Source organism: Pseudoalteromonas sp. 3J6, from assembly GCF_903995135.1.
GTDB lineage: Bacteria > Pseudomonadota > Gammaproteobacteria > Enterobacterales > Alteromonadaceae > Pseudoalteromonas.
In genome coordinates this window covers 1,073,494-1,094,514 of sequence record NZ_LR877185.1, presented here as the reverse complement: position 1 = coordinate 1,094,514, position 21,021 = coordinate 1,073,494, and the positions used below count along the sequence as shown (strand labels likewise).

Here is a 21,021-nt window from a genome sequence, read left to right as displayed (position 1 = left end):
CGCGCTTACTTAGCTTGATAAAATCTTCATCGGTAAACTTAATATCGCGTTTTCTGAATCTGCAAAGTGCATCATTACCGCAATGTGCCCTGCAACAACGAGTGCATACATTACCGCGGAAAAACCTTGGCCGTATTTATCTAATGGCAGTAAATGTGAGTAATGGCGGCCACGCCATTCAAACACAATTTCTAGCGCCCCAACAAATAAAAAGAACACTAATAACATTAAACCAAAGGTGTAACTTAGCCATAAACCAAATAGCACACCTAGTAAGCACACACTTAAACCAACCCAAGAGCGCATCGAGAAACTTATGCTTTTTAGTACATGCCCGCCATCAAGCGGTAAAATAGGCAGTAAATTGAATAAATTAAGCAGTGCACTAAGCACCGCAACACCTGCAAATATTTCCATTTCCGTAGCGTAATAAAGCACTACACCAAGTACAGAAGTAAACAAACCAAAGGCAGGCCCCATTAGTGATATAACCACATCTTGCCAGCGCGTAGTTATTTTATCGTCGCTAACGGCTAACCCGCCTACAAAAGGAATTAAATAAATGCCTTTGGTTTTAATGCCAAAATACTTCATAGCTCGTACGTGGCCATATTCGTGTACCACCAGGCAAGCTATCAGCATTAACGCAAACTCAATGGTAAACAGCCACGCATAACCCGCTACCGATGCACTGGCAAGCGCCACTTTAACAACTTTAGCACTTTTAAATAATTTAAAGCCAAGCGCCGCGAGCCCTAAAAACCCCTTTTTAGGTGCGCCGTGTGCTGCTACAGGTAAAGCTAACTGAGTTGCAAACTGATTATTTACATACAGCGCCAAGCTTTGCTGGCTTACCTCGCTGCTATCAATACCAATTAACTGCTCATCAAGCATAAACTCGACATAATTTTCACGTGGGTTTTCAAATGCAATCGCTTGCTGATCATGAAATATTTTTACAACTTGCTGCTCTGCTATCATCAGTGTAAACGGTTGCTCTGCCAGAGAAAGTTCGACTTTTATCATTATTCTAACCATTATAAATTATGCCGCTAGTATACCTTCCCACCAAAAAAACACGAGTGAGCTAGCATCATTTTATTAGCGATAATGTAAGCTAAAAATGCCTGAAATACTGACAAAAACAATTCAAGCGACTATTTTTAATATTACAGGAAGTAAGCTTCAACTACTAAGGACACCAATGCGAACTCAATTGCCAAATATACTCGTTGTTGATGACTCAAAAGCCATTTTAATTGTTATGAAAGCGATTTTTAATGAGCTCGAAATGCCAGAAGTTACCACTTGCTTAAGCGCAGTTACAGCACTAGAGAAAGTAAAGCCTGATATAAACTTTTATGACGCTATATTTACCGATCTGAATATGCCAGAAATGGATGGTATGGAGTTAATTCGTAACTTAGGTGAAATAGGCTATTGCGGTGCGATTGTTATTATTTCTGAAATGGATCCTAAAATAATCAGCCTAGCAGCTGATCTAGCCAAGCAGCATAATGTGCATTTAATTGGTAACCTTACCAAGCCAGTACAATTAAATCAGGTAAATACGTTACTTGCCAAAATAGCGCAGTTAAACAGCCATACGCTTGCAAAAGAGCGCCCAATTACTAAAGCTAAACTTGTTAGCGCATTAAAAAATAATGAAATAACACCGTTTTACCAGCCTAAGATAAATATAAACACCAACTTTATACAAAGTGTTGAAGTATTGGCTCGTATTGTTTCAAATAAAAACGAACGCGTGATTTTACCAAGCCGTTTTATTAGCCTTGCTGAGCAATGCGACTTAATCAATGACATTACTTTTACGCTGTTTGAAAAAGCCTGCAGTGACTTAAAGCAGCTGAAAGAACAATTAGGAGAAAACTTAAAGTTGTCATTTAATATGTCGCCATGCCAGTTAAATGATTTGAACTGCCCTAATAAATTATTACAGTTACTACAAAAGCACGGCGTGCTTCCCAGTGATGTGGTTGTTGAAATAACCGAGCAACATGCCCTTTCAAGCTATACCCAACTTGAAACCTTAAACAGATTAAGAATATTTGGTTTTGGTATCTCACTGGATGATTTTGGTACAGGCTTTACTAATATTAACCAACTGAAACAGCTGCCATTTACAGAAGTAAAAATAGACCGCTCTTTTATAAGCCACATTGAAACAGATAAGTTTTCGCAAGTTGTGGTCAACTCATTGATTGATATGACTAGCCAAGAGCAACTGCAACTTGTTGCTGAGGGTGTTGAGCGTCCGGAAGAACTTGCCTATCTAAAGCACTATCAAACAAATTTAGCTATACAAGGATTTTTGTTTAGTTGCCCAAAAGCAAAAGCTGAATTTATCTCGTGGGCACAACACTGGATAAAAACAGCTGCTAAAACAAATAATAACTAAGGTCTGCTGACCTTTGCCGGTTGATATTTACTAAATACCCCTAACGAGATTCATTATCCTCGGCGCTGACGATATGCTCACTATCCGCTAAACGTTGATGCCAACGTTGCTTAGCCACGGCACGCATGTTGGTAGATTGATCTCGCTCATCAACAATTTCTAAACCCATTAGCGCCTCTATCATATCTTCTAGGGTCACTATTCCTTGCACATCACCGTATTCATCAATCACTAAACAAATATGGGTACGCTTGGTAAGTAATATTTGTAATAACGACGATACGTTTTGCGTACTCGGTACTGTATAAATAGGCTTAACCAACTTACTAATCTTGTAGTCTGTACCTAAGCGGTGGTATGCCAACATAATGTCGTTTTTATGAACAAACCCTATTATATCGTCAGCATCTTTGTCGTAAATTAGCACTCGAGAAAATGACGAAGAGCCATGTTCGCTTAAGTACTGATTTACAGTAAGATCTTTATGAATTTTAAAAATAACCGTGCGCGGGGTCATTAAGTCGGTTAGTTTTGCGTGCCTAAAATGCAGTAAGTTTCGAATGATCTCTGACTCATCAGCATGAAGTGCCCCTGACTCACTGCCAATATCGGCCATCGCTTCTATTTCTTGGCGAATATAATAGGCCTCATTATGCTTTTGTCCCATCAAATTGGTTAGCTTTTGTGCAGCCCATACAAATGGCTTAAGCACTAACACCAAAATACGTAAACCATAAGTCACACTTGGTGTTAAAGCACGCCAATAGTTGGCACCCAAGGTTTTTGGAATAATTTCAGATAACACCAATACCAATAAAGTCATAATAGCAGATGCAATCCCCACTGCTGCATCTGAAAACACCACGGCGGCTTGTGCACCTACTCCTGCGGCACCAGCAGTATGGGCAACAGTATTAAGCGTTAAAATAGCAGCTAATGGTTGATCAATATTACTTTTTAGTATTTCAAGTTGTTTAGCCAGCACCGGCCGCTCTTTGCGCAACAATGCAACATAACTAGGTGAAATACTTAATAGTACGGCCTCCATGATTGAACACAAAAACGAAATCACAATCGCTGTAACCATGTAAACGATTAATAGTGTCACTTTCTCTCCGATAAGTTGGATAAATACCCGATGATAATAGCCATCATAACAATACATGCTATATTTGGCCAAATCTCCAATAACAATAGGTATAGCAATGAATTTAAGCGCACCTTGGTATCGTTACACAAAACGTTTTACTCACTTGGCAACCCTACTCACATTAAGTAGTTTGAGTTTAACGGCATTAGCTGCCCCACTCGATCAATCAAAAATTCAGTTTATCGGCCCACTTGCAGAAGATATGCAAGCAAAGCCATTTCAGACCCCCCATGGCGACGTGATTATTAATAATCTGCTTGCACAACTTGAATCAAGTGCAGAAAGCTTTGTTGTGTTTGGTAAAAAGCATAAGTGGCAACCACTTGATAAAATTAACGCGCTTACTTTAGGCGGTTTACAAGCACTTAAATTTCATATTGAAACGGACCGGTTTACTCAAGGCTCCTTAAACATTGAAGGAATAGAGCAAGGCCAGATTTTTATCAATGGTGAGAAGCAAACTGGTGAAAACCAACGCTATCAGCTTGCTTTAAATAACGGCTCACATACCGTGGTTGTCATCGCTCAACAGGTTGCTAATTGGAATGATGTCACCTTAGAGTTTGTGCCAAAAGCAGAAACTGACGTCGTGACCCTAACGACAAATAAAACCAAGCGCTTATCGGCTAAACAATTGTTTGACGCCCCGACTATTAGCGGTTTGTCTTTGTCGCCTGATGCTAAGTATTACTTAAGTACAACAAAGCGCTTCAGCGATAAAACAGGCAACAACGCCATTACCACAACCGAGCTTAAGAATACCAATAACCAAACGGTATACCGATTTGAAGAAGTGCAGCCTAGCCAATTTACTTGGAGTCCTGATAACCAATTTTTAGTTTATTTACTCAACGGTGAATTAAAGCAGTTAAACCGTAAAACTTTCGCTATAAAAACCTTAGCCTCAGGCCTTGAGGGGACAAGCAACTTTAGCTATTACAACGATAATAGTATTCTTTTTAGCTGGTCTAAATCATCTGAAGAAACCAATAGCCTCACTAAACATCATAAAGGCTTACAAGACCGTTGGTCTTATGCCCGTACGGTTAGCCAATTATATTTACTCGATACCAACAGTGGTTTAACCAAAGCTCTGACCGAAGGCGTATTGAGCCATCAACTTGAAGATGCTAACAGCAACCGTGGAAAGCTATTAATAAGTCGCCCAATAATGGCGATGCAAGCCTCAACTCACCCAGAGACTGAGCTGGTTGAACTTACATTAAAATCCAACAGCATAAGATCATTAGGTAAGTTTAAAAACTTTAATCAAGCTAAATATGCCGCAAACAATATTTATGTTGTTGCAGGCCCTGATTTTAAAAATGGTGCAGGCAGAACAATACCAAAGAACATGCTGGCTAATAATTACGATGGCCAGCTTTACTTACTAGCTGATAACGCAAAAAAAGTAACGGCGTTAAGCAAACAGTTTGACCCCGCAATTGGCACATTAGAAGTACTAAGCAATGGTGATGCGCTAATCAAAGTGACAGAGAAAGATACCCAACCACTGTATTTATTTGACCTGAGTAAACAGCGCTTTAAAAAGTTAAATACAGGCTTTGATATTGTGCAGCAATTTAGCTTTTCAAATACGCGCAATGCCCAGTTATTAATTAGTGGCAGCAATGCGTCGAGCGCTCAACAACTCAAGCGCTTAGACGTAAGTAAAAACAAGGTAGAGCTCATTTGGGATTCAAACCCGATTGCTTATGCCAATACGGCTATTCCTGCGCTTGAAGAATTTAACTTTACCAATAAGCGTGGCGTAGAAATCTCTGGCCGTGTTTATCTGCCAAACAATCTTGATAAAGCCAAGAAATACCCTGCTCTTGTTTATTATTATGGAGGCACCTCACCAGTAACACGCGGGTTTACTGGGCGTTACCCTTTTAACTTATGGGCAGCAAACGGATACGTGGTTTATGTTGTACAACCAACCGGCGCAACGGGTTTTGGGCAAGCTTTTTCAGCACAACATGTAAATGCTTGGGGCGACTATACCGCCGATGACATTATGGAGGGTACAGAGGCATTTTTAGCTAAATATAATTTTGTAGACAGTAGTAAAGTAGGTAACCTTGGGGCATCTTATGGTGGCTTTATGACTATGCTGCTTGCCACCAAAACCGATATGTTTCGCGCGTCTATTGCTCATGCGGGTATTTCAAACTTAACATCATACTGGGGTGAAGGATGGTGGGGTTATTTATACTCAGGCGAAGCCTCAAAAAATAGCTTTCCGTGGAATAACCCTCAACTTTACAGCCAGCATAGCCCTGTATTTCATGCCGATAAAGTAACCACGCCATTACTGCTTATTCACGGTGACAGTGATACCAATGTGCCTGTGGGCGAAAGCTTAACTATGTACACCGCACTAAAACTGCTTAATAAAGACGTTGAAATGATAGAATACAAAGGAGCGGATCACCAAATATTTGCGCGCGATAAACGATTTAATTGGTGGAACACTATGTTGGCTTACTTTGACAAAAAGTTAAAAAATGAACCACAATGGTGGGATTCAATGTATAAAGATTAGAACTATAATGCGCACTTTGTCGATGAAGTAAAAAAGTGCGCATTACAAAATGCAATATTATTAGACCTATTCGGAATATAATGTTACCGAAAAACAATGTTCTCTGTGTTATACAGGCCATCAATGATGCTAATATGCAAAGCTGAAACTAAAAAAATAACAGACTATGGCAATTAATGTTTTATTGGTTGAGGATGACGAATTACTCGTAAAGCGCATCCAAAATCATTTTATAAATACCGAGTTTTCTATTGACGTTGACCCCACCGGGGCCGATGCGTTAAACGTTGTTAAAAGCCGCGTAAATCAGCGCAATACTATTTCATTGGCAATAATTGATATTGTGCTACCAAAGCGCGACGGTTTACAACTTGCCAAAGAACTAAATACGCTCACCGATATTGGCGTTATCTTATTATCGAGTCGTGACTCACAAGCCGATCGAATTGCAGGCCTTGCTCAAGGTGCCGATGACTATATTTGCAAGCCGGTAGATTTACTTGAGCTTGAGCTAAGAATGCGCGCCCTATACAAACGAGTTGCCAATAATCACAGCGACGATGACAGTGAAGAGTTTATTGAATACGCCGATTTTAAGCTTCATCCAGATAATCGCACCCTTATTACCGCCAGTGGGATTGAATCACGACTGACTGAAGCAGAACACAAAGTACTTATTTGTTTGATTGGTAATGCTGGTAAAGCGACTTCCCGTGAAAAAATATCAGAAGAAATTGGCCAGCCCGATTGGAGCCCCAACGATCGCACAGTAGACGTGTTAGTGGGTCGTTTACGTAAAAAGCTGAACGATGAGAAAGATCAAAAACGTATTGTCACTGTTCGCGGTAAAGGCTATATGCTTTCAATTTAAAGCCTTAGTGTTGGGTTAACTGCGATAATAAACGCTCAAATGCCCGATAATTAAGCGCTTCTTTAAGCTCAATTAAACTGATTTGTGGCGCACCTTTTAAATCACTAATAGTTCGCGCCACTTTGATTACTCTATGATAAGAGCGCGGTGATAGCGCCAGCTTTTCACTGGCTCTGGCTAAAAACTGCAGTTCTGCAGGTGGTAACTCACAGTGCAAGCTCATCTCTTTGTTATTTAACCGCGCATTTACTTTACCTTGGCGTTTAAGCTGAACTGCATAAGCTGCTTCTACTCGTGCCCTCACCTCAGCACTGGTTTCTTCTGTAGTTGTACTTTGTAGCTCCACGCTGCTCAACCTTGGTAGTTCAATTTGCAAATCAATTCTGTCAATAAACGGCCCCGATACTCGCGATAAATAGCGCATTACCTGATCGGGTGTCGCCCGCTTATCATGATGGCACCCAGTTGGACTAGGGTTAAGTGCTGCAATAAGCTGAAACTGCGCCGGAAATTCCATTTGTCTGGCCGCGCGCGAAATCGTCACTGTTCCGGTTTCCATTGGCTCGCGTAATGAGTCCAACACTTTACGCTCAAATTCAGGGAGCTCATCTAAAAACAACACACCATTATGCGCTAACGATATTTCACCGGGTTTAGGGTTAGACGAGCCACCCACCAGCGCTACTGCAGAACAAGTGTGGTGCGGGTTACGAAACGGTCGCTGACGCCAATTGGTTAAATCAATTGAGTGGCCAATAATTGAATATAAAGCAGCAGTATCAATGGCTTCATCATCAGACATGGTTGGCATTATGCTGGCCATTCGTTGTGCAAGCATTGATTTTCCGGTTCCTGGTGGACCTAAAAATAGTAGATTATGCCCACCAGCAGCAGCAATTTCTAATACACGCTTTGCACCAGGCTGGCCCTTTACATCGCTTAAATCGAGTAAAAAATCTGGCGCTTGGGTGCAATCAGGGTAGGCAATGTTAAGCGGTAAAGGTTGTTGATTGAGCAAGTCTCCCCATACCTCTTGAATAGAACTGACGGCTTTTCGTTTTACACCACTGACAAGGCTGGCCAAACTGTCGTTTTCAAGAGGCAGAAAACAGCAACGATTTTGCTCTTTAGCACCAAGCACTGAAGGCAAAATGGCATTTACAGCACGTATTTCACCATTAAGTGCAAGCTCACCGTAAAATTCATACTTGTGAATATCAGGGCAAACTATTTGTCCCGATGCGACCAAAATACCTACCGCAATCGCAAGGTCAAATCGACCTCCATCCTTAGGAAGATCGGCAGGTGCTAAATTAACGGTAATACGCTGATCGGGAAATCCAAATTGCGAGTTTTCTAGAGCACTACGTACTCTATCCTTGGCCTCTTTAACCGACGCCTCAGGTAAGCCGACGATATGAAAGGCGGGTAAACCATTCCCTAAATGTACTTCAACCATCACTTCGGGGGCGTTGATCCCCACCTGAGCGCGAGAAAATATACGGGCTAACGACATTCCTTATCCTAGGGTCTGCTGACCTTTCAAGGTTAAATTTGCAGCAGTCTGTTTGGTATTTAGGCAAGGCAGAGCCTATGTCGTGTGGTTACTCCCCATAAATAGGCGATAACGCAGCATTAATGCCAAACAGGCGCTGCCCGAAGGGTTCTGCCTAGGGGCGATTTACTCTTTGTTGCTCGGTTTTCACTTAGTCCACTAGGTTACAAACCTCGCGCCGCGATTAAATCGCCCCTAGTTTGAACAAACTTTAATCCGCAAAGGTCAACAGGCCCTAGTTAACAGCTGTATTTACACAGTTTAGTCAGGATATTTAAAAACATGTAATATAATCTTCCATTTAATCGCCGAAAAACGTAGCAATAAGGTCATTAGCATACTCAGAATCATTGCCACTTCCACCGTTAACGATAGGTTGATACTTAATGTATAGACAATGCCACCAGCAATACAGGTAATAGCATACAGCTCACCTTTAAGCAGCATTGGAATATCGCGGGCAAGCACGTCGCGAATAAGCCCACCAAAACAGGGGGTTATTACAGCCATAATCACAACCGTCATATCTGGCATACCAGCCAATTGCGCTTTTTGCGCTCCCATGACCGCAAAAAAGGCTAAGCCAAACGCATCAGCGGTTTGCAATACATAGTATGGAATGGATTTTTGCTTATTGATCAGTCGTGTAGTAACCAGAACCGCCACCAAAATAGCGTAGAAGTAGCTTTGGTCGTGTAACCAAAATACGGGCTGGTCGAGTATCACATCGCGAACGGTACCGCCGCCAATAGCCGTAACAGTTGCAAGTACAACTACACCAAAGCCATCCATTTTCTTTTCATAGGCTACCAAGGTGCCTGAGATAGCAAATACCGCCACACCTATTAAATCAAACCAGTGATAAAGTTCAGTCATAATTTTGATTACAAAAAGTTTTAAAGAGTTTAGTGCATAGCATACTAAATATTCAGCAATAACACTTTCAAAAAGTAGAATTAGAAAAGAACAGCAGGTATACGTGTTAAAAATAGCGTGAGGGAATATGAATTTTAGGCATAAAAAAACACGCTTTAGGCGTGTTGCTTTACTATAACTATTTATTTCAGTGGTTGCGGGAGCCGGAATTTAATAGACAACCTTTACTGGCTAATGGAGAGTTGAGACCGACGAGCTATCCATTTCACTGAATTTCAGACATAAAAAAACACTCTTATAGAGTGTCGATTCATTATAACTTGATTTCAGTGGTTGCGGGAGCCGGATTTGAACCGACGACCTTCGGGTTATGAGCCCGACGAGCTACCAGACTGCTCCATCCCGCGCCTGAAATATTAAGTGTTATTTTACTTCTTACTTAATTAAAGAAGTCAGCCAACTCTATAAAGAATTGGTTGCGGGAGCCGGATTTGAACCGACGACCTTCGGGTTATGAGCCCGACGAGCTACCAGACTGCTCCATCCCGCGCCTGTATATTTTAAGTCTATCGACTACTTAATTTAATCTCTTAAGTTAGAGTTTTACAGCACCAAATCTAACGAAGAGAATTGGTTGCGGGAGCCGGATTTGAACCGACGACCTTCGGGTTATGAGCCCGACGAGCTACCAGGCTGCTCCATCCCGCGCCTGTAATTTCTTAGTAACAGTATTGTGTTATTCACAAGCCTGTTTCGAAGAGAGCGCTATAATATAGGAATAAACCTATAATGCAAGGTTTTACTAATTAAAAGCGTTTAAGTGAACAAAAACCCATCAAACAGTGGTATTTACAGTAATCGTTGATGTGGATTTATCATTTTTTGCCACTCCCAGTCGGGATGACCCATAACAATAAAGTCAGGATTTTCTGTGCTTTCTCTTTGGTTATACGTTAAAGGATTAAATTCAGCGTCGGTAATACAGCCGCCCGCTTCTTCAACAATAACTTGCGATGCACCCGTATCCCACTCACCTGTAGGACCTATTCTTAAAAAACAATCTGCTTTACCCTCAGCAACAATACACGCCTTAAGTGAACACGAACCTAAAGCCACAGTTGCAAATTGCGCATTTAGATACTGGCTAACTGCTTCTATTTTTTGGCGGCGGCTTACAGCCAAAGTTAAACTCTCGGGCGGTGCAACAAATATTTGTTTATCGTGCTCACCTTCACGCTTAAATGCCCCATTTTTAGCCGTTGCATAATAGGTCACGCCCTTTGCTGGCCAATGAATAACTCCCAACACTGGGTGGTTATTTTCTATCAATGCAATATTAACGGCAAAGTCACCACTTTCGAGTATAAATTCACCGGTGCCATCCATTGGGTCAAGCAACCAATAACGTTGCCAGTGCTGTCTATCTTGCAACGCTGGAATGGGGGTTTCTTCTGACATAATAGGAATGTCAGGAGCAAGCGCATTTAAACCCGCCACGAGCACATCATTTGCAGCTAAATCTGCTTTAGTTACTGGCGTATTATCTGATTTTTCTTGCTGACCAATATCGTCTTTTTTATACAAAGACATAATGGCATCCCCTGCACTTTGCGCAAGCTCAATACATGGCTCTAGAAGTTTATTCATTAATGTCTCCTGAGGCTAAATACTTATCTAATAATAGCAGAGCCGCAACACTACGTGCTTCAGTAAAGTCAGGTTGCTCTAATAACGACTGCCATTGTGAAAGTGGCCATTTCACAACCACTAAGGGCTCAGGCTCATCGCCTAGTAAGGTTTCAGGATATAAATTTTTAGCAAACAAAATATGCATGGTTGCGTTAAAATAGCTCGGTGCCATAGTGACCGTTTTAAGCGGTTTAAAGTATTCAGCGCCAAAGCCAATTTCTTCTTTGAGCTCTCTGTTTGCAGCCTGTTCAGGCGTTTCACCTGGGTCAATGAGCCCTTTGGGAAAACCTAACTGATAGTCATTGGTGCCTGCACAATACTCACGAACCAGTAATAACTCATTTTCAGTGGTCATAGGTACAATCATAACGGCTCCACGACCACCGCCGCGAATTCGCTCATACTGACGCTCTTCGTTATTTGAAAACTTAAGCTCTAAAGACTCCACAGTAAATAAGCGACTTTTAGCGACAACATTATTACTGAGAATTTGTGGTGGTGTTGGGTGCTTTTTCTGTGTCATGGGCATCAATTTGCTATCATTGCAGTTATACTAATCATATACCCAAATGAGTATAAGATGCGAGTTTCAGTTTGAATTAAAAGCAATTTAATTGAGCAAATAATTCTCGGGTTTAGATAAGGTTAATTCTTTATTTTAGGCTACGAATACGCTCTTAATATAACATTGTCGGACTTATACCTTAATAACTCAATTAACAAAGTTCATTAATCTACTTCACCGCAACTTATTCATTTCAAAAAGTAGTTTTCACAAGGATACATCATGCTCAACTGGTCAAAAATCGATACTGTATTACTCGACATGGATGGAACTTTACTTGATTTACATTATGACACTGACTTTTGGCTCAATGTTGTACCCCAACAACATGCTCTGGCTCAAAATATCAGTTTTGAGGAAGCCCGCGCAGATATCTTAAAACGCTATCAGGCTGTGAGTGGCAAAATTCAGTGGTACTGCTCTGACTATTGGGAAGCACAGCTAAACTTACCTATTCTCGAACTAAAGCGCCAGTCTGCCCACTTAATCAAAATTCGTGAAGACGTTCCGCATTTTTTAACTGAACTTAGACGAGCAGGTAAAGAGCTCATTTTGTTGACTAATGCCCATCCTGAATGCGTCATGCTTAAATTTGAATATACCGCTATTGATAACTATTTAGACGGGGTGGTATCGACTCATGAATATGGAGTAAGTAAAGAGCAACAAAGCTTGTGGCATAAAGTGCAAGGGGACTTAGGGTTTGATAAACGCCGCACTTTGTTTGTAGATGACAGTTTACCGGTATTAAATGCCGCACGAAAATACGGCATTGAGCATTTACTTGCGGTTGCTAACCCTAATAGTCAGCAACCACATAACGATATAAGCGATTACTTAAGCGTAACTGACTACCGCGCTATCATATAATTAGCTTTTTGGGTAACGCGCTACTAAGCCTTGATATACCTGTTTTGCAAAATCTGCATGTTCAGTATCAAGGCTTTTAACTACTTCTACTAAGTGTTCGTTATCTTCTTGACCATGCCATACTTTAATGTAGCTGCCATCTTTGTAGCCATGGTCCTGGCGGAAAAAGTTTAAAGTATTTTTACCAACATAACCACGGTATAAATCGTCAATATCCATGCCCATTTGTGCCATACAACCGGCAAATGCTGATGCATTAAACGCTTTATTGGCAACAGCACTGGCCGCTAATAATTCAAGTGTTTGCTTAAAGTCATCACCTTGTTGTGGTGCACTCATTTCGGCTTGTAGCTGTGTTGCTATTTGCTCGTAGCTAGTCTCACCGTCAATACGCAACGATAAGCCAAAATGAAAAATATCAACCAGCTCTAAAATCACCTGCTCAGTATCTGGTGTTTGTTTTTTCCACCATTTCCAACCGTAATGGTCTAACATTTCTGCACATTCAACCCAAATAGCTCTGTACCATTCAAAGCCTTGGCTAAACCATTGCTCATGTACTTTAGTATTCATGGCATTTTGCATTTCTAGCATAACAACTAGCTTGTTTAAATTGGCAGACATATTGGTTCCACTGTTGGATTTATAATTAGGGTAATAATACAGATAATATAACTTAACGACCAGCCGAAAACTCATGCCATGAGTTGATCAGGTCAACAAAGTCTTCAAAACCACAACCGCTGCTTAAATCATTCTCTTCAAGCATTAGTTCGTCATCTTGGTAGGCTAATATATCTTCGTTATCTTGATGCAGCGCATGCGCTTCAAATAACGCTTCATCTTTAGAAAGGATCAGGTCAACTTCTTGGCCTTTAAGTGTTAACGGTTCAAAGCTTGAACTCACCGAGCTAATAAGCGCCAGCACCATAGCCACTTTGTCTTTGCCTATTTCTTCGTTTAACCAACGACCTATTATTGCGTGTTCACTGCTTATTTTAATTCGTAAACCACTAATAGGGTCACGTATAAATTGATATTCCATAGCTATTACTTATTAAACGTTAATAACGCGATTATACCCGTAAATTAGCTGTAACGCCGACCCTAAAAAACAAAATAGCGCCATTGGGCGCTATTTTTGTAAAACGTTTAAATACCTAACTTCGCGAGCGGTATCGTGCCGCATCTATTATCGACCATAAATAAATAATAGGGACTAATACAAAACCAACGAGTACGTAAATAAGTGCGTAACTTATAACAATAGCTAGCGCAAAAAATATAGCCGCTAAAATACGCCCTTGTACTAGTTGTCCTAAGCCAGGAAAAAATATATTACACAACGCAGCAATCACATTACCGCCAGACCCTTGATCAGCCATACTCACCTCTGTAGTTAATTAATTTTAAATTTTAGTTATCTACTTACTATCACACTTTATGCCAATTTATTAAAGCTTAAAAATCAGTTAGTTAAATTGCGACTCACTAATTGCTTTGGTATTTTTTACTAAATATAGGTCAATTTGATTATTTTTATTAATAATTTTAGTCACTTATCCACGCCAAAAACTATCCAGCTAATTGGTTTTAGAGGCTATTTTTATAATAGCTGTTCATAAAAACAGTATTTTATTTAGCCTAACAAAAACACCTGTTATACTGCTCTCATTATTGATTAAAAAGGCGTAACGATGGACGTTTCAGAATTACTCGATGGCTTAAATGATAAACAACGCGATGCCGTTGCAGCGCCATTACAAAACATGCTGGTATTAGCAGGAGCAGGTTCAGGTAAAACTCGAGTATTGGTTCATCGTATTGCCTGGTTAATGCAAGTAGAGCAAGCCTCTGCCTACAGTATTTTTGCGGTAACCTTTACCAATAAAGCCGCTAAAGAGATGCGCTCAAGGGTTGAAGAAACTCTAAAAGCCCCTGTTGGCGGCATGTGGATTGGTACTTTCCATGGTTTATCGCACCGAATTTTACGGGCGCATCACCGTGAAGCAAATTTACCTGAAGCCTTTCAAATTTTAGACTCAGACGATCAGCTTCGCATGATCAAGCGCTTGTTAAAATCGATGAATATTGATGATAAAAAATGGCCTGCTAAACAGTTTGGTTGGTACATAAGTGCTAAAAAAGATGAAGCTTTACGCCCTAAAGATATTCAGGCATACGATATTAATGAGCAAATGATGCTGCGCGTTTACGCCGCCTATCAAGAAGCTTGTGATAGAGCGGGCCTAGTTGATTTTGCAGAAATATTACTACGTAGCTATGAGGTTCTTAAAAATAACCCAACCCTGCTTCGTCATTATCAGCAGCGCTTTGCGCACATGCTAGTAGACGAGTTTCAAGATACCAATACTATTCAGTATGCATGGTTAAAACTACTTGCGGGCGATACTAGTAGCATCATGATTGTAGGTGATGATGACCAAAGTATTTACGGTTGGCGTGGCGCTAAAATTGAAAATATCAAACGCTTTTTAACAGACTTTGATGCAGAGACGATTCGCCTTGAGCAAAACTATCGCTCGACTGCCACTATTCTTAAAGCGTCTAATGCACTTATACAGAATAACTCCGAGCGTATGGGTAAAAGCTTGTGGACTGACGGTAACGACGGCGAACCAATTTCTATTTATGCCGCCTTTAACGAGCTAGATGAAGCACGCTTTGTTAGTAGCAAATTACGTAGCTGGCTTAATGCGGGTAACGCGCTACAAGATGCGGCTATTTTGTATCGTAGTAATGCGCAATCGCGGGTACTTGAAGAAGCGATGCTACAAGAAGGTTTAAAGTACCGAATCTATGGTGGTATGCGATTCTTCGAACGCCAAGAAATTAAAGATGCCCTCTCATACTTACGCTTAGTGGGTAACCGCCAAGATGATGCCGCATTTGAGCGTGTAATTAACACCCCAGCCCGAGGCATTGGCGACAAAACATTAAGCCATATTCGTGACTGCGCTCGCGCTGAATCTCTGCCGCTTTGGTATGCCGCTAAAGCCATTGTAGAACAACAGCATTTATCGGGTCGAGCATCAGGAGCGGTTGCCAAGTTTGTCGAACTTATTGAGCATATTGAAGATAAAATTAGTGACTTAACGTTGCATGAGCAAGCTAAATACGCAATTCAAACCTCAGGGTTAATGGCTATGTATCAGGCTGAAAAGGGCGAAAAAGGCCGCGCTCGAGTAGAAAACTTAGAAGAATTAATTAGTGCCTGCGATCAGTATGAACTCCCTGAAGAGGAAGAGTTTAGCTCGCCACTACTAGGCTTTTTAGCTTATACCTCACTTGAGTCTGGCGAAGGCCAAGCCGATGAGCATGAAGACGCCGTACAAATGATGACGCTTCACTCAGCTAAAGGTTTGGAGTTTCCTTTAGTGTTTATGGTCGGTGTTGAAGAAGGTATGTTTCCATCTCAGCAAAGTAATGAAGAAACCGGCCGTTTAGAAGAAGAGCGCCGTCTTTGTTACGTGGGTATGACCCGCGCTATGGATAAGCTGTATATAAGCCATGCCGAAAGCCGCCGTTTATATGGCCAAGAGAAATATCACAGCCCATCGCGCTTTTTACGTGAAATACCCGAAGACTGCGTAGAAGAAATTCGCATTAAAACACAAGTATCTCGCCCGCCTACAGCCGGTCGCTTTAGCGCATCGGTTAGCCATGCTGCATTTGAAGAAAGCGGATTTAACTTAGGTCAACGCGTGCTGCATGCAAAGTTTGGCATTGGCACCGTACTCAATTACGAAGGCAGTGGCGCACAATCTCGCGTACAAGTTAACTTTGACGACTTAGGCAGTAAGTGGTTAGTAACAGCTTATGCAAGATTACAAGCCGTTTAACCGCGTTGTAGAGCGTGTACAGCAACAACTTGCGAATGCGAAACATCGCCAGTTACTGCTGCTTACAGGCGATAAAAACTGGTGTTATGAGCAATGTACTCAGCTGCTTGCTCATTTGCAGCACCCTTCTTTTGTACTGTCAAAAAGCACTCATTTAATTAATGCACATTGGCCAGAGCATACCCACCAAATTTTAGGGCAAGAGTGCGCCCATGCTGTTTATGACGGCTACAGTGGACTGGTGCCAGATAAACTAGCTGCGCTTAGTGGCGTTGTGCAAGCAGGTGGTTTTTTAATTATATTGCTACCCGAACTTAAAGAACTTGAACACTGGTGTGATGACGCCCTTCCCTTATTTCAATCTTTTGGGCAAATGCACCCTTACAGCTTTTTTAACCAACGCTTAGCTCACTTACTAAGCAAAACTACTTTACTGCATTTTAGCCAGCAAAATGGTTGGCAGTGTATTACCGATACGAATCTATCAACTGGTGAAATTGACTTTACCGAGCAACAACAGTGTATTGAATTAATAATAAAAACGGCAAACGGACGAGCAAATCGACCATTATTAATTAATGCAGATCGGGGAAGAGGAAAATCAGCCGCATTAGGTATTGCAGCAAGTAAACTCAGCGATAAAAATATACTTGTTTGCGCTATGCAATTTCGTGCTTTGCACAGTAGTTTTAAGCACTTAGCGAGTGCGCTTGATATAGAATATCAAGCTGGCGATAAACACATTGCAAACATGCACTACGTGGCGCCTGATCAACTACTGAGCGAACAACCGCAGTGTGACTTACTATTAATTGACGAAGCAGCAGCAATCCCTGTTCCAATTCTCATAAAAATTCTTCACATTTATCCTCGCGTGGTCTTTTCAAGCACTATGATTGGCTATGAAGGTAATGGTCGCGGTTATATTTTAAAGTTTACTCGTTACCTCAAAACGCATTTTAAGAACATGCGTAGCATCAGCCTTGAACAGCCTATCCGATTTGCAAAGCATGACCCTTTAGAGCATCACCTTCGCACACTCTTAGCTTTAGATGCAGAACACCACAGCGCTAGTTTGAATACTACTCCTTTGCAGTTTAAGCATCTGCAAGCAAATCAGCTTGCTAGCAACGAGCCACTGCTTCATCAAGTTATTGGCTTAATGACACTGGCACATTATCAAACCAGTGTGAATGACTTACGTCACTTGCTAGATGCTGCTGGACAACGGCTATTTGTTTGTCAACAAGGTGATAATATTCTTGGTGTTTGTTTAGTAGCGATAGAGGGTGGCTTTACTACATCGTTGAGTAATGAAGTAGTGCAAGGTAAGCGCCGCCCTCAAGGGCACTTAATGGCGCAAAGCCTTGCACAATTAAGCTTTAAACCTGAGGTATTAAAACAACACTGCGCTCGCGTGGTACGAATTGCTATTGACCCAGAACAGCACAACAAGCACCTAGGAACACAGTTACTTCATTACAGTGAACAGCAATTACAAAACGAATGTGATTGGTTTGGTGCTAGCTTTGGGGCTAATGCGCAATTACTTAGTTTTTGGCAAAATAATGACTTTAATTTGGTAAAGCTGGGTTTTCAAAAAGATAAGGCAACCGGCGAACATAGCGCATTAGTTATTAAAAGCTTAACTAAAAATGACCAACTACTAGAACAATTAACAGCCCAGTTCGAAGCTGATTTTCCTTTGCAATTGCTCAGCCATTTTAGTCAGCTAGATTATAAACTGGTAGCAAAAATTGTTTCACGCTTTAATACCCATACCATCAGCATAGCCGATCAATCAAGATTAAAGTCTATGTTAACAAGTGACTATCAGCTCTTTAATATTAAACCTTTACTATGGAGGAGTTTTTGGGCATCTCCTCTTAGCTTGCCAAATGATGAGGATAATTTCCAATCTGTTTTTATTAGGCTAGTATTACAAAATTGGACACCTAAAAATATCCAAACTGAGCTAGGTTTGAATGGCACCAAGTCATTTAATATATTATTAAAAAAGGCTGTAGATAACTGGTATGAGCGCACTTCGCATAATAATACACCTTAGCATTGCCTCTGTCGCATTAGCCTTAGGGCAGCCTATAGCCTATGCAGAGCAAGATAATAGCAAAGTTATTAAACTTGGTATGTCTACAGCGCTTAGCGGACCGGCTCAAAATATTGGCCTTCAGTTGCATAAAGGCAGTAGCATTTACTTTAACAAGGTTAATAATGCTGGTGGTATAAACGGTGCTCAGATACAACTTCTAGTTGCTGACGATAACTACGAACCAAAGCAAACCGTTAATAATACCCGTACTTTTATTTATACCGACAAAGTCGATGCACTGTTTGGTGCTATGGGCACCCCAACTAGCCACGCTATTATACCTTTACTAGAGCAGTCACAAACCCCGTTCATAATGCCTTTTAGCGGGGCGAGCTTCCTACATGATAAATCACGCGCTAACATATTTAATCTAAGAGCCAGCTATAATGACGAAGCCGCAGAGCAAATTAAATACTTAGTAGAGGAGCGTAAACATACAAAGATAGGGCTATTTATTCAAGCAGATGAGTTTGGCTTGTACGTCGAATCAGGGCTAAGAAAAGAGCTAGCAAAATATCAACTTTCGCCTATAAAAGTCGCGCGTTACCAACGTAATAGTCATGATGTAGCATCAGCGCTTAATGCCTTACAAGCCAGCGGGGTGACAGCTATCTGTTTAGTTGGTACCTATGCGCCACTTGGTGAGTTTATAAATAGTGCATATGCGAAGAATTTTACCCCAGACTATACCAGTGTCTCTTTTGTACCTAGCTTTGACTTATTTGATGAAGTAACTTCTCCCTCTCATATTATGGTTACTGAAATTGTTCCCAATCCACTCACTTGTAGCGATGATTTTTGCAATGAGTTTTTAGCTGATATGCAAGCAAGCAAGATTACAAAACCCAATCGTCTTCATTTTGAAGGTTATATTAATGCCATGGCATTTAGCAAGGCAGCGGCAAGCTGCAAATTACCACTTAAACACTCGTGCCTAATGAATGAGCTTAATTCACTGTTAATAAATGATAAAATAATCAAAAAGCTTTTTCTTGATATTGAAAATAAAAATAAACGTAATGTATATCGCTCTTATTATGTTAATAAATAAGTACCTTCCAAATATTGTTCTATTCTTAATATACAAACTAAGTATGTGAGGAAACTATGGACTTAATTAACTTTAAAGTGGGTTATAAAACCATTTCACTTAAGATTCTTGATATCTTATTGACGGAACAATTTAATAATAACCTCACGGTGTTACCTAACGACAATAAAAGCTTTTTGGGCGTTAAAGATTATATGGGGATCCCAACCCCAGTATTCGACCTTGGAATTATTTTAAATGGAGTCTCTACTGAGCACAGTAACTTAGATGCTTTAAAACAACTTAAATCTTGGCAAAAACAACTAATCGCTTGGTTTAATAAATTAGAGCAAGAACTACTCGTTTCGCAAAGCTCGTTAAAAACAAATCAATATGAGCTTGCTGATTTTGAGCAGTTTTATACCGAGTTTAAAACGGATAATGATGAATTAAAAAATACCATGTCACGCTTTGATAACCCGTTTAAATCGCTCCTAAACAAATTGACCAGTGCGATAGATGCTTATAAACAAGGCAACAATAAACAAGTCGGTACTCAACTTGAGATTATAAGAAGGCATGAACTTATTCACCTAGAGCGTTTATTTGACTCGGCAATAGAGCAAATCACTTTAGATTATAAACCTATTATTGTTTTTACTACTAAAGATGGGGTGAACCCTCATATAGGCCTGTTAGTTGATAAAGTGGAAGATAATATTGAATATAAAAAAGAGGATATTAAACCACTAGATAAGCTCACTGAAGTTGGTTTTGATATTGACCCCCAAACAAGAAACATGATGTATGGTCTAATTAAGCTTGCTGATAAACATAGTGTACTTATTGATCCTAGCGCAATATTTAAGCCCAAAGAGCTTGAACCATCTAGCAGCGCTCAAGAGCAAGAAACTGAAGCCTATGGACTGTTTTAAGAATGCTTCCTTTAAACCCGTAAAAGCCCGACTCTTTGAATCAGGCTTGCTTGTATTTAGAGTCGGTGCGCTATTTTGCCCATGGGTTTCGTAATACTCAACCCACGCTACGGTTGTCTGATTAACGCAGTGCAACTGATAGCTGACGGCTGATAGGTAATATTTTCACTTTCCTGCAGACGTAAAAAAGCCCGACTCTTTCGAATCGGGCTTTCTTGTATTTGGAGTCGGTGCGCTACGCAGTAGAATGACCTACTTTTACATAGCAAATGGGATACTATCATTGTGTCGGGGCGGCCTTGTCCGGGGCTCGCCTTCGAGCTGTTTCGTTTCACTACTGAGTTCGGCATGGGCTCTTGGCTATGTTTATTAAATCCCAAACAGCAAAAAACCCGCTACATTGCTGTAACGGGTTTCTCTTATTTGGAGCCTGGTAATGACCTACTTTCACATAACAAATGCTACACTATCATCGGCGCTGTTTCGTTTCACTACTGAGTTCGGCATGGGGTCAGGTGGGTCCAAAACGCTATTGTCACC

Annotated in this window: 17 protein-coding genes, 3 tRNA genes and 1 rRNA gene; 8 read left to right on the top strand and 13 right to left on the bottom strand. The window is 40.8% G+C overall.

All coding sequences use genetic code 11. From position 1 onward, the window contains the following. Positions 1–9: 9 nt before the first annotated feature. A complete protein-coding gene (locus P3J6_RS05065) occupies positions 10–1,026 on the bottom strand; it encodes a metalloprotease (RefSeq protein WP_198522380.1) in 1,017 nt (338 codons plus the stop codon). Between the two features lie 178 nt (positions 1,027–1,204). Here P3J6_RS05065 and P3J6_RS05060 point away from each other — a divergent pair, with 178 nt between their 5' ends. Further along, entirely contained in the window at positions 1,205–2,419 is a 1,215-nt protein-coding gene (locus tag P3J6_RS05060; protein ID WP_198522379.1) for an EAL domain-containing response regulator, read from the top strand. Positions 2,420–2,459: 40 nt separating this feature from the next. Here P3J6_RS05060 and P3J6_RS05055 read toward each other — a convergent pair whose 3' ends face one another. Further along, positions 2,460–3,527, bottom strand: a complete 1,068-nt coding sequence (locus tag P3J6_RS05055; RefSeq protein ID WP_138605937.1) for a CNNM domain-containing protein — start codon at positions 3,525–3,527, stop codon at positions 2,460–2,462. 97 nt (positions 3,528–3,624) lie between these two features. Here P3J6_RS05055 and P3J6_RS05050 point away from each other — a divergent pair, with 97 nt between their 5' ends. After that, positions 3,625–6,117, top strand: a complete 2,493-nt coding sequence (locus tag P3J6_RS05050) for an alpha/beta hydrolase family protein (protein ID WP_198522378.1) — start codon at positions 3,625–3,627, stop codon at positions 6,115–6,117. Between the two features lie 166 nt (positions 6,118–6,283). Further along, complete coding sequence (locus tag P3J6_RS05045; protein WP_138605934.1) at positions 6,284–6,988, top strand: response regulator transcription factor; 705 nt, start codon at positions 6,284–6,286, stop codon at positions 6,986–6,988. A 4-nt stretch (positions 6,989–6,992) separates the two neighbouring features. Here P3J6_RS05045 and P3J6_RS05040 read toward each other — a convergent pair whose 3' ends face one another. The 7 genes from P3J6_RS05040 to nudE form a co-directional block, all read right to left on the bottom strand. Beyond that, a complete protein-coding gene (locus tag P3J6_RS05040; RefSeq protein ID WP_198522377.1) occupies positions 6,993–8,504 on the bottom strand; it encodes a YifB family Mg chelatase-like AAA ATPase in 1,512 nt (503 codons plus the stop codon). Positions 8,505–8,804: 300 nt separating this feature from the next. Continuing rightward, positions 8,805–9,419, bottom strand: coding sequence for a trimeric intracellular cation channel family protein (locus P3J6_RS05035; protein WP_008108278.1), 615 nt, complete (start codon positions 9,417–9,419; stop codon positions 8,805–8,807). Positions 9,420–9,749: 330 nt separating this feature from the next. Further along, positions 9,750–9,826: transfer RNA gene (locus tag P3J6_RS05030), tRNA-Met, on the bottom strand. Positions 9,827–9,892: 66 nt separating this feature from the next. Next, positions 9,893–9,969 (bottom strand) — tRNA-Met (locus tag P3J6_RS05025). An 81-nt stretch (positions 9,970–10,050) separates the two neighbouring features. Beyond that, positions 10,051–10,127, bottom strand: a tRNA-Met gene (locus P3J6_RS05020). A 141-nt stretch (positions 10,128–10,268) separates the two neighbouring features. Next, the gene (cysQ, locus tag P3J6_RS05015; RefSeq protein ID WP_008108277.1) at positions 10,269–11,066 is read right to left on the bottom strand and encodes a 3'(2'),5'-bisphosphate nucleotidase CysQ; all 798 of its coding nucleotides are present in this window, start codon (positions 11,064–11,066) and stop codon (positions 10,269–10,271) included. Continuing rightward, positions 11,059–11,631: an ADP compounds hydrolase NudE gene (gene nudE / locus P3J6_RS05010; RefSeq protein WP_008108276.1), complete on the bottom strand. Its 573-nt coding sequence runs from the start codon at positions 11,629–11,631 to the stop codon at positions 11,059–11,061. Before nudE ends, cysQ begins: the two co-directional genes overlap by 8 nt. Before the next feature lie 264 nt (positions 11,632–11,895). On the opposite strand from nudE, the gene yrfG reads away from it, so the two are divergent. After that, a complete protein-coding gene (gene yrfG / locus P3J6_RS05005; RefSeq protein WP_198522376.1) occupies positions 11,896–12,543 on the top strand; it encodes a GMP/IMP nucleotidase in 648 nt (215 codons plus the stop codon). On the opposite strand, the gene P3J6_RS05000 is transcribed toward yrfG, so the two are convergent. The 3 genes from P3J6_RS05000 to P3J6_RS04990 all read right to left on the bottom strand — a co-directional run bounded on the left by P3J6_RS05000 (position 12,544) and on the right by P3J6_RS04990 (position 13,928). Beyond that, the gene (locus tag P3J6_RS05000; RefSeq protein WP_198522375.1) at positions 12,544–13,167 is read right to left on the bottom strand and encodes a dUTP diphosphatase; all 624 of its coding nucleotides are present in this window, start codon (positions 13,165–13,167) and stop codon (positions 12,544–12,546) included. 52 nt (positions 13,168–13,219) lie between these two features. Further along, complete coding sequence (locus tag P3J6_RS04995) at positions 13,220–13,588, bottom strand: YacL family protein (protein ID WP_198522374.1); 369 nt, start codon at positions 13,586–13,588, stop codon at positions 13,220–13,222. 115 nt (positions 13,589–13,703) lie between these two features. Further along, positions 13,704–13,928, bottom strand: a complete 225-nt coding sequence (locus P3J6_RS04990) for a hypothetical protein (RefSeq protein WP_006791382.1) — start codon at positions 13,926–13,928, stop codon at positions 13,704–13,706. A 312-nt stretch (positions 13,929–14,240) separates the two neighbouring features. Between P3J6_RS04990 and uvrD the strand changes: the two genes are divergently transcribed. The 4 genes from uvrD to P3J6_RS04970 are packed head-to-tail and all read left to right on the top strand — an operon-like array spanning position 14,241 to position 20,481. Continuing rightward, complete coding sequence (gene uvrD, locus P3J6_RS04985) at positions 14,241–16,406, top strand: DNA helicase II (RefSeq protein WP_198522373.1); 2,166 nt, start codon at positions 14,241–14,243, stop codon at positions 16,404–16,406. Next, positions 16,384–18,474, top strand: coding sequence for a GNAT family N-acetyltransferase (locus P3J6_RS04980; protein ID WP_198522372.1), 2,091 nt, complete (start codon positions 16,384–16,386; stop codon positions 18,472–18,474). Before uvrD ends, P3J6_RS04980 begins: the two co-directional genes overlap by 23 nt. Further along, entirely contained in the window at positions 18,443–19,567 is a 1,125-nt protein-coding gene (locus P3J6_RS04975) for an ABC transporter substrate-binding protein (protein WP_178954562.1), read from the top strand. Before P3J6_RS04980 ends, P3J6_RS04975 begins: the two co-directional genes overlap by 32 nt. 56 nt (positions 19,568–19,623) lie before the next feature. Continuing rightward, positions 19,624–20,481 carry a chemotaxis protein gene (locus P3J6_RS04970; RefSeq protein ID WP_198522371.1) on the top strand — a complete coding sequence of 286 codons (858 nt, stop codon included), beginning with the start codon at positions 19,624–19,626 and terminating at the stop codon, positions 20,479–20,481. A 428-nt stretch (positions 20,482–20,909) separates the two neighbouring features. Here the strand turns inward: P3J6_RS04970 and rrf are convergent. Further along, a 5S ribosomal RNA gene (rrf, locus tag P3J6_RS04965) occupies positions 20,910–21,021 on the bottom strand.

Coding starts and splice junctions, on each gene's coding strand:
- P3J6_RS04980 (WP_198522372.1), top strand. CDS start 16,384: ATGCAAGATTACAAGCCGTTTAACCGCGTTGTAGAGCGTGTACAGCAA.
- P3J6_RS04970 (WP_198522371.1), top strand. CDS start 19,624: ATGGACTTAATTAACTTTAAAGTGGGTTATAAAACCATTTCACTTAAG.
- P3J6_RS05065 (WP_198522380.1), bottom strand. CDS start 1,026: ATGATAAAAGTCGAACTTTCTCTGGCAGAGCAACCGTTTACACTGATG.
- P3J6_RS04995 (WP_198522374.1), bottom strand. CDS start 13,588: ATGGAATATCAATTTATACGTGACCCTATTAGTGGTTTACGAATTAAA.
- cysQ (WP_008108277.1), bottom strand. CDS start 11,066: ATGAATAAACTTCTAGAGCCATGTATTGAGCTTGCGCAAAGTGCAGGG.
- P3J6_RS05050 (WP_198522378.1), top strand. CDS start 3,625: ATGAATTTAAGCGCACCTTGGTATCGTTACACAAAACGTTTTACTCAC.
- P3J6_RS05045 (WP_138605934.1), top strand. CDS start 6,284: ATGGCAATTAATGTTTTATTGGTTGAGGATGACGAATTACTCGTAAAG.
- uvrD (WP_198522373.1), top strand. CDS start 14,241: ATGGACGTTTCAGAATTACTCGATGGCTTAAATGATAAACAACGCGAT.
- P3J6_RS05000 (WP_198522375.1), bottom strand. CDS start 13,167: ATGTCTGCCAATTTAAACAAGCTAGTTGTTATGCTAGAAATGCAAAAT.
- P3J6_RS04975 (WP_178954562.1), top strand. CDS start 18,443: ATGAGCGCACTTCGCATAATAATACACCTTAGCATTGCCTCTGTCGCA.
- nudE (WP_008108276.1), bottom strand. CDS start 11,631: ATGACACAGAAAAAGCACCCAACACCACCACAAATTCTCAGTAATAAT.
- P3J6_RS05035 (WP_008108278.1), bottom strand. CDS start 9,419: ATGACTGAACTTTATCACTGGTTTGATTTAATAGGTGTGGCGGTATTT.
- yrfG (WP_198522376.1), top strand. CDS start 11,896: ATGCTCAACTGGTCAAAAATCGATACTGTATTACTCGACATGGATGGA.
- P3J6_RS05060 (WP_198522379.1), top strand. CDS start 1,205: ATGCGAACTCAATTGCCAAATATACTCGTTGTTGATGACTCAAAAGCC.
- P3J6_RS05040 (WP_198522377.1), bottom strand. CDS start 8,504: ATGTCGTTAGCCCGTATATTTTCTCGCGCTCAGGTGGGGATCAACGCC.
- P3J6_RS04990 (WP_006791382.1), bottom strand. CDS start 13,928: ATGGCTGATCAAGGGTCTGGCGGTAATGTGATTGCTGCGTTGTGTAAT.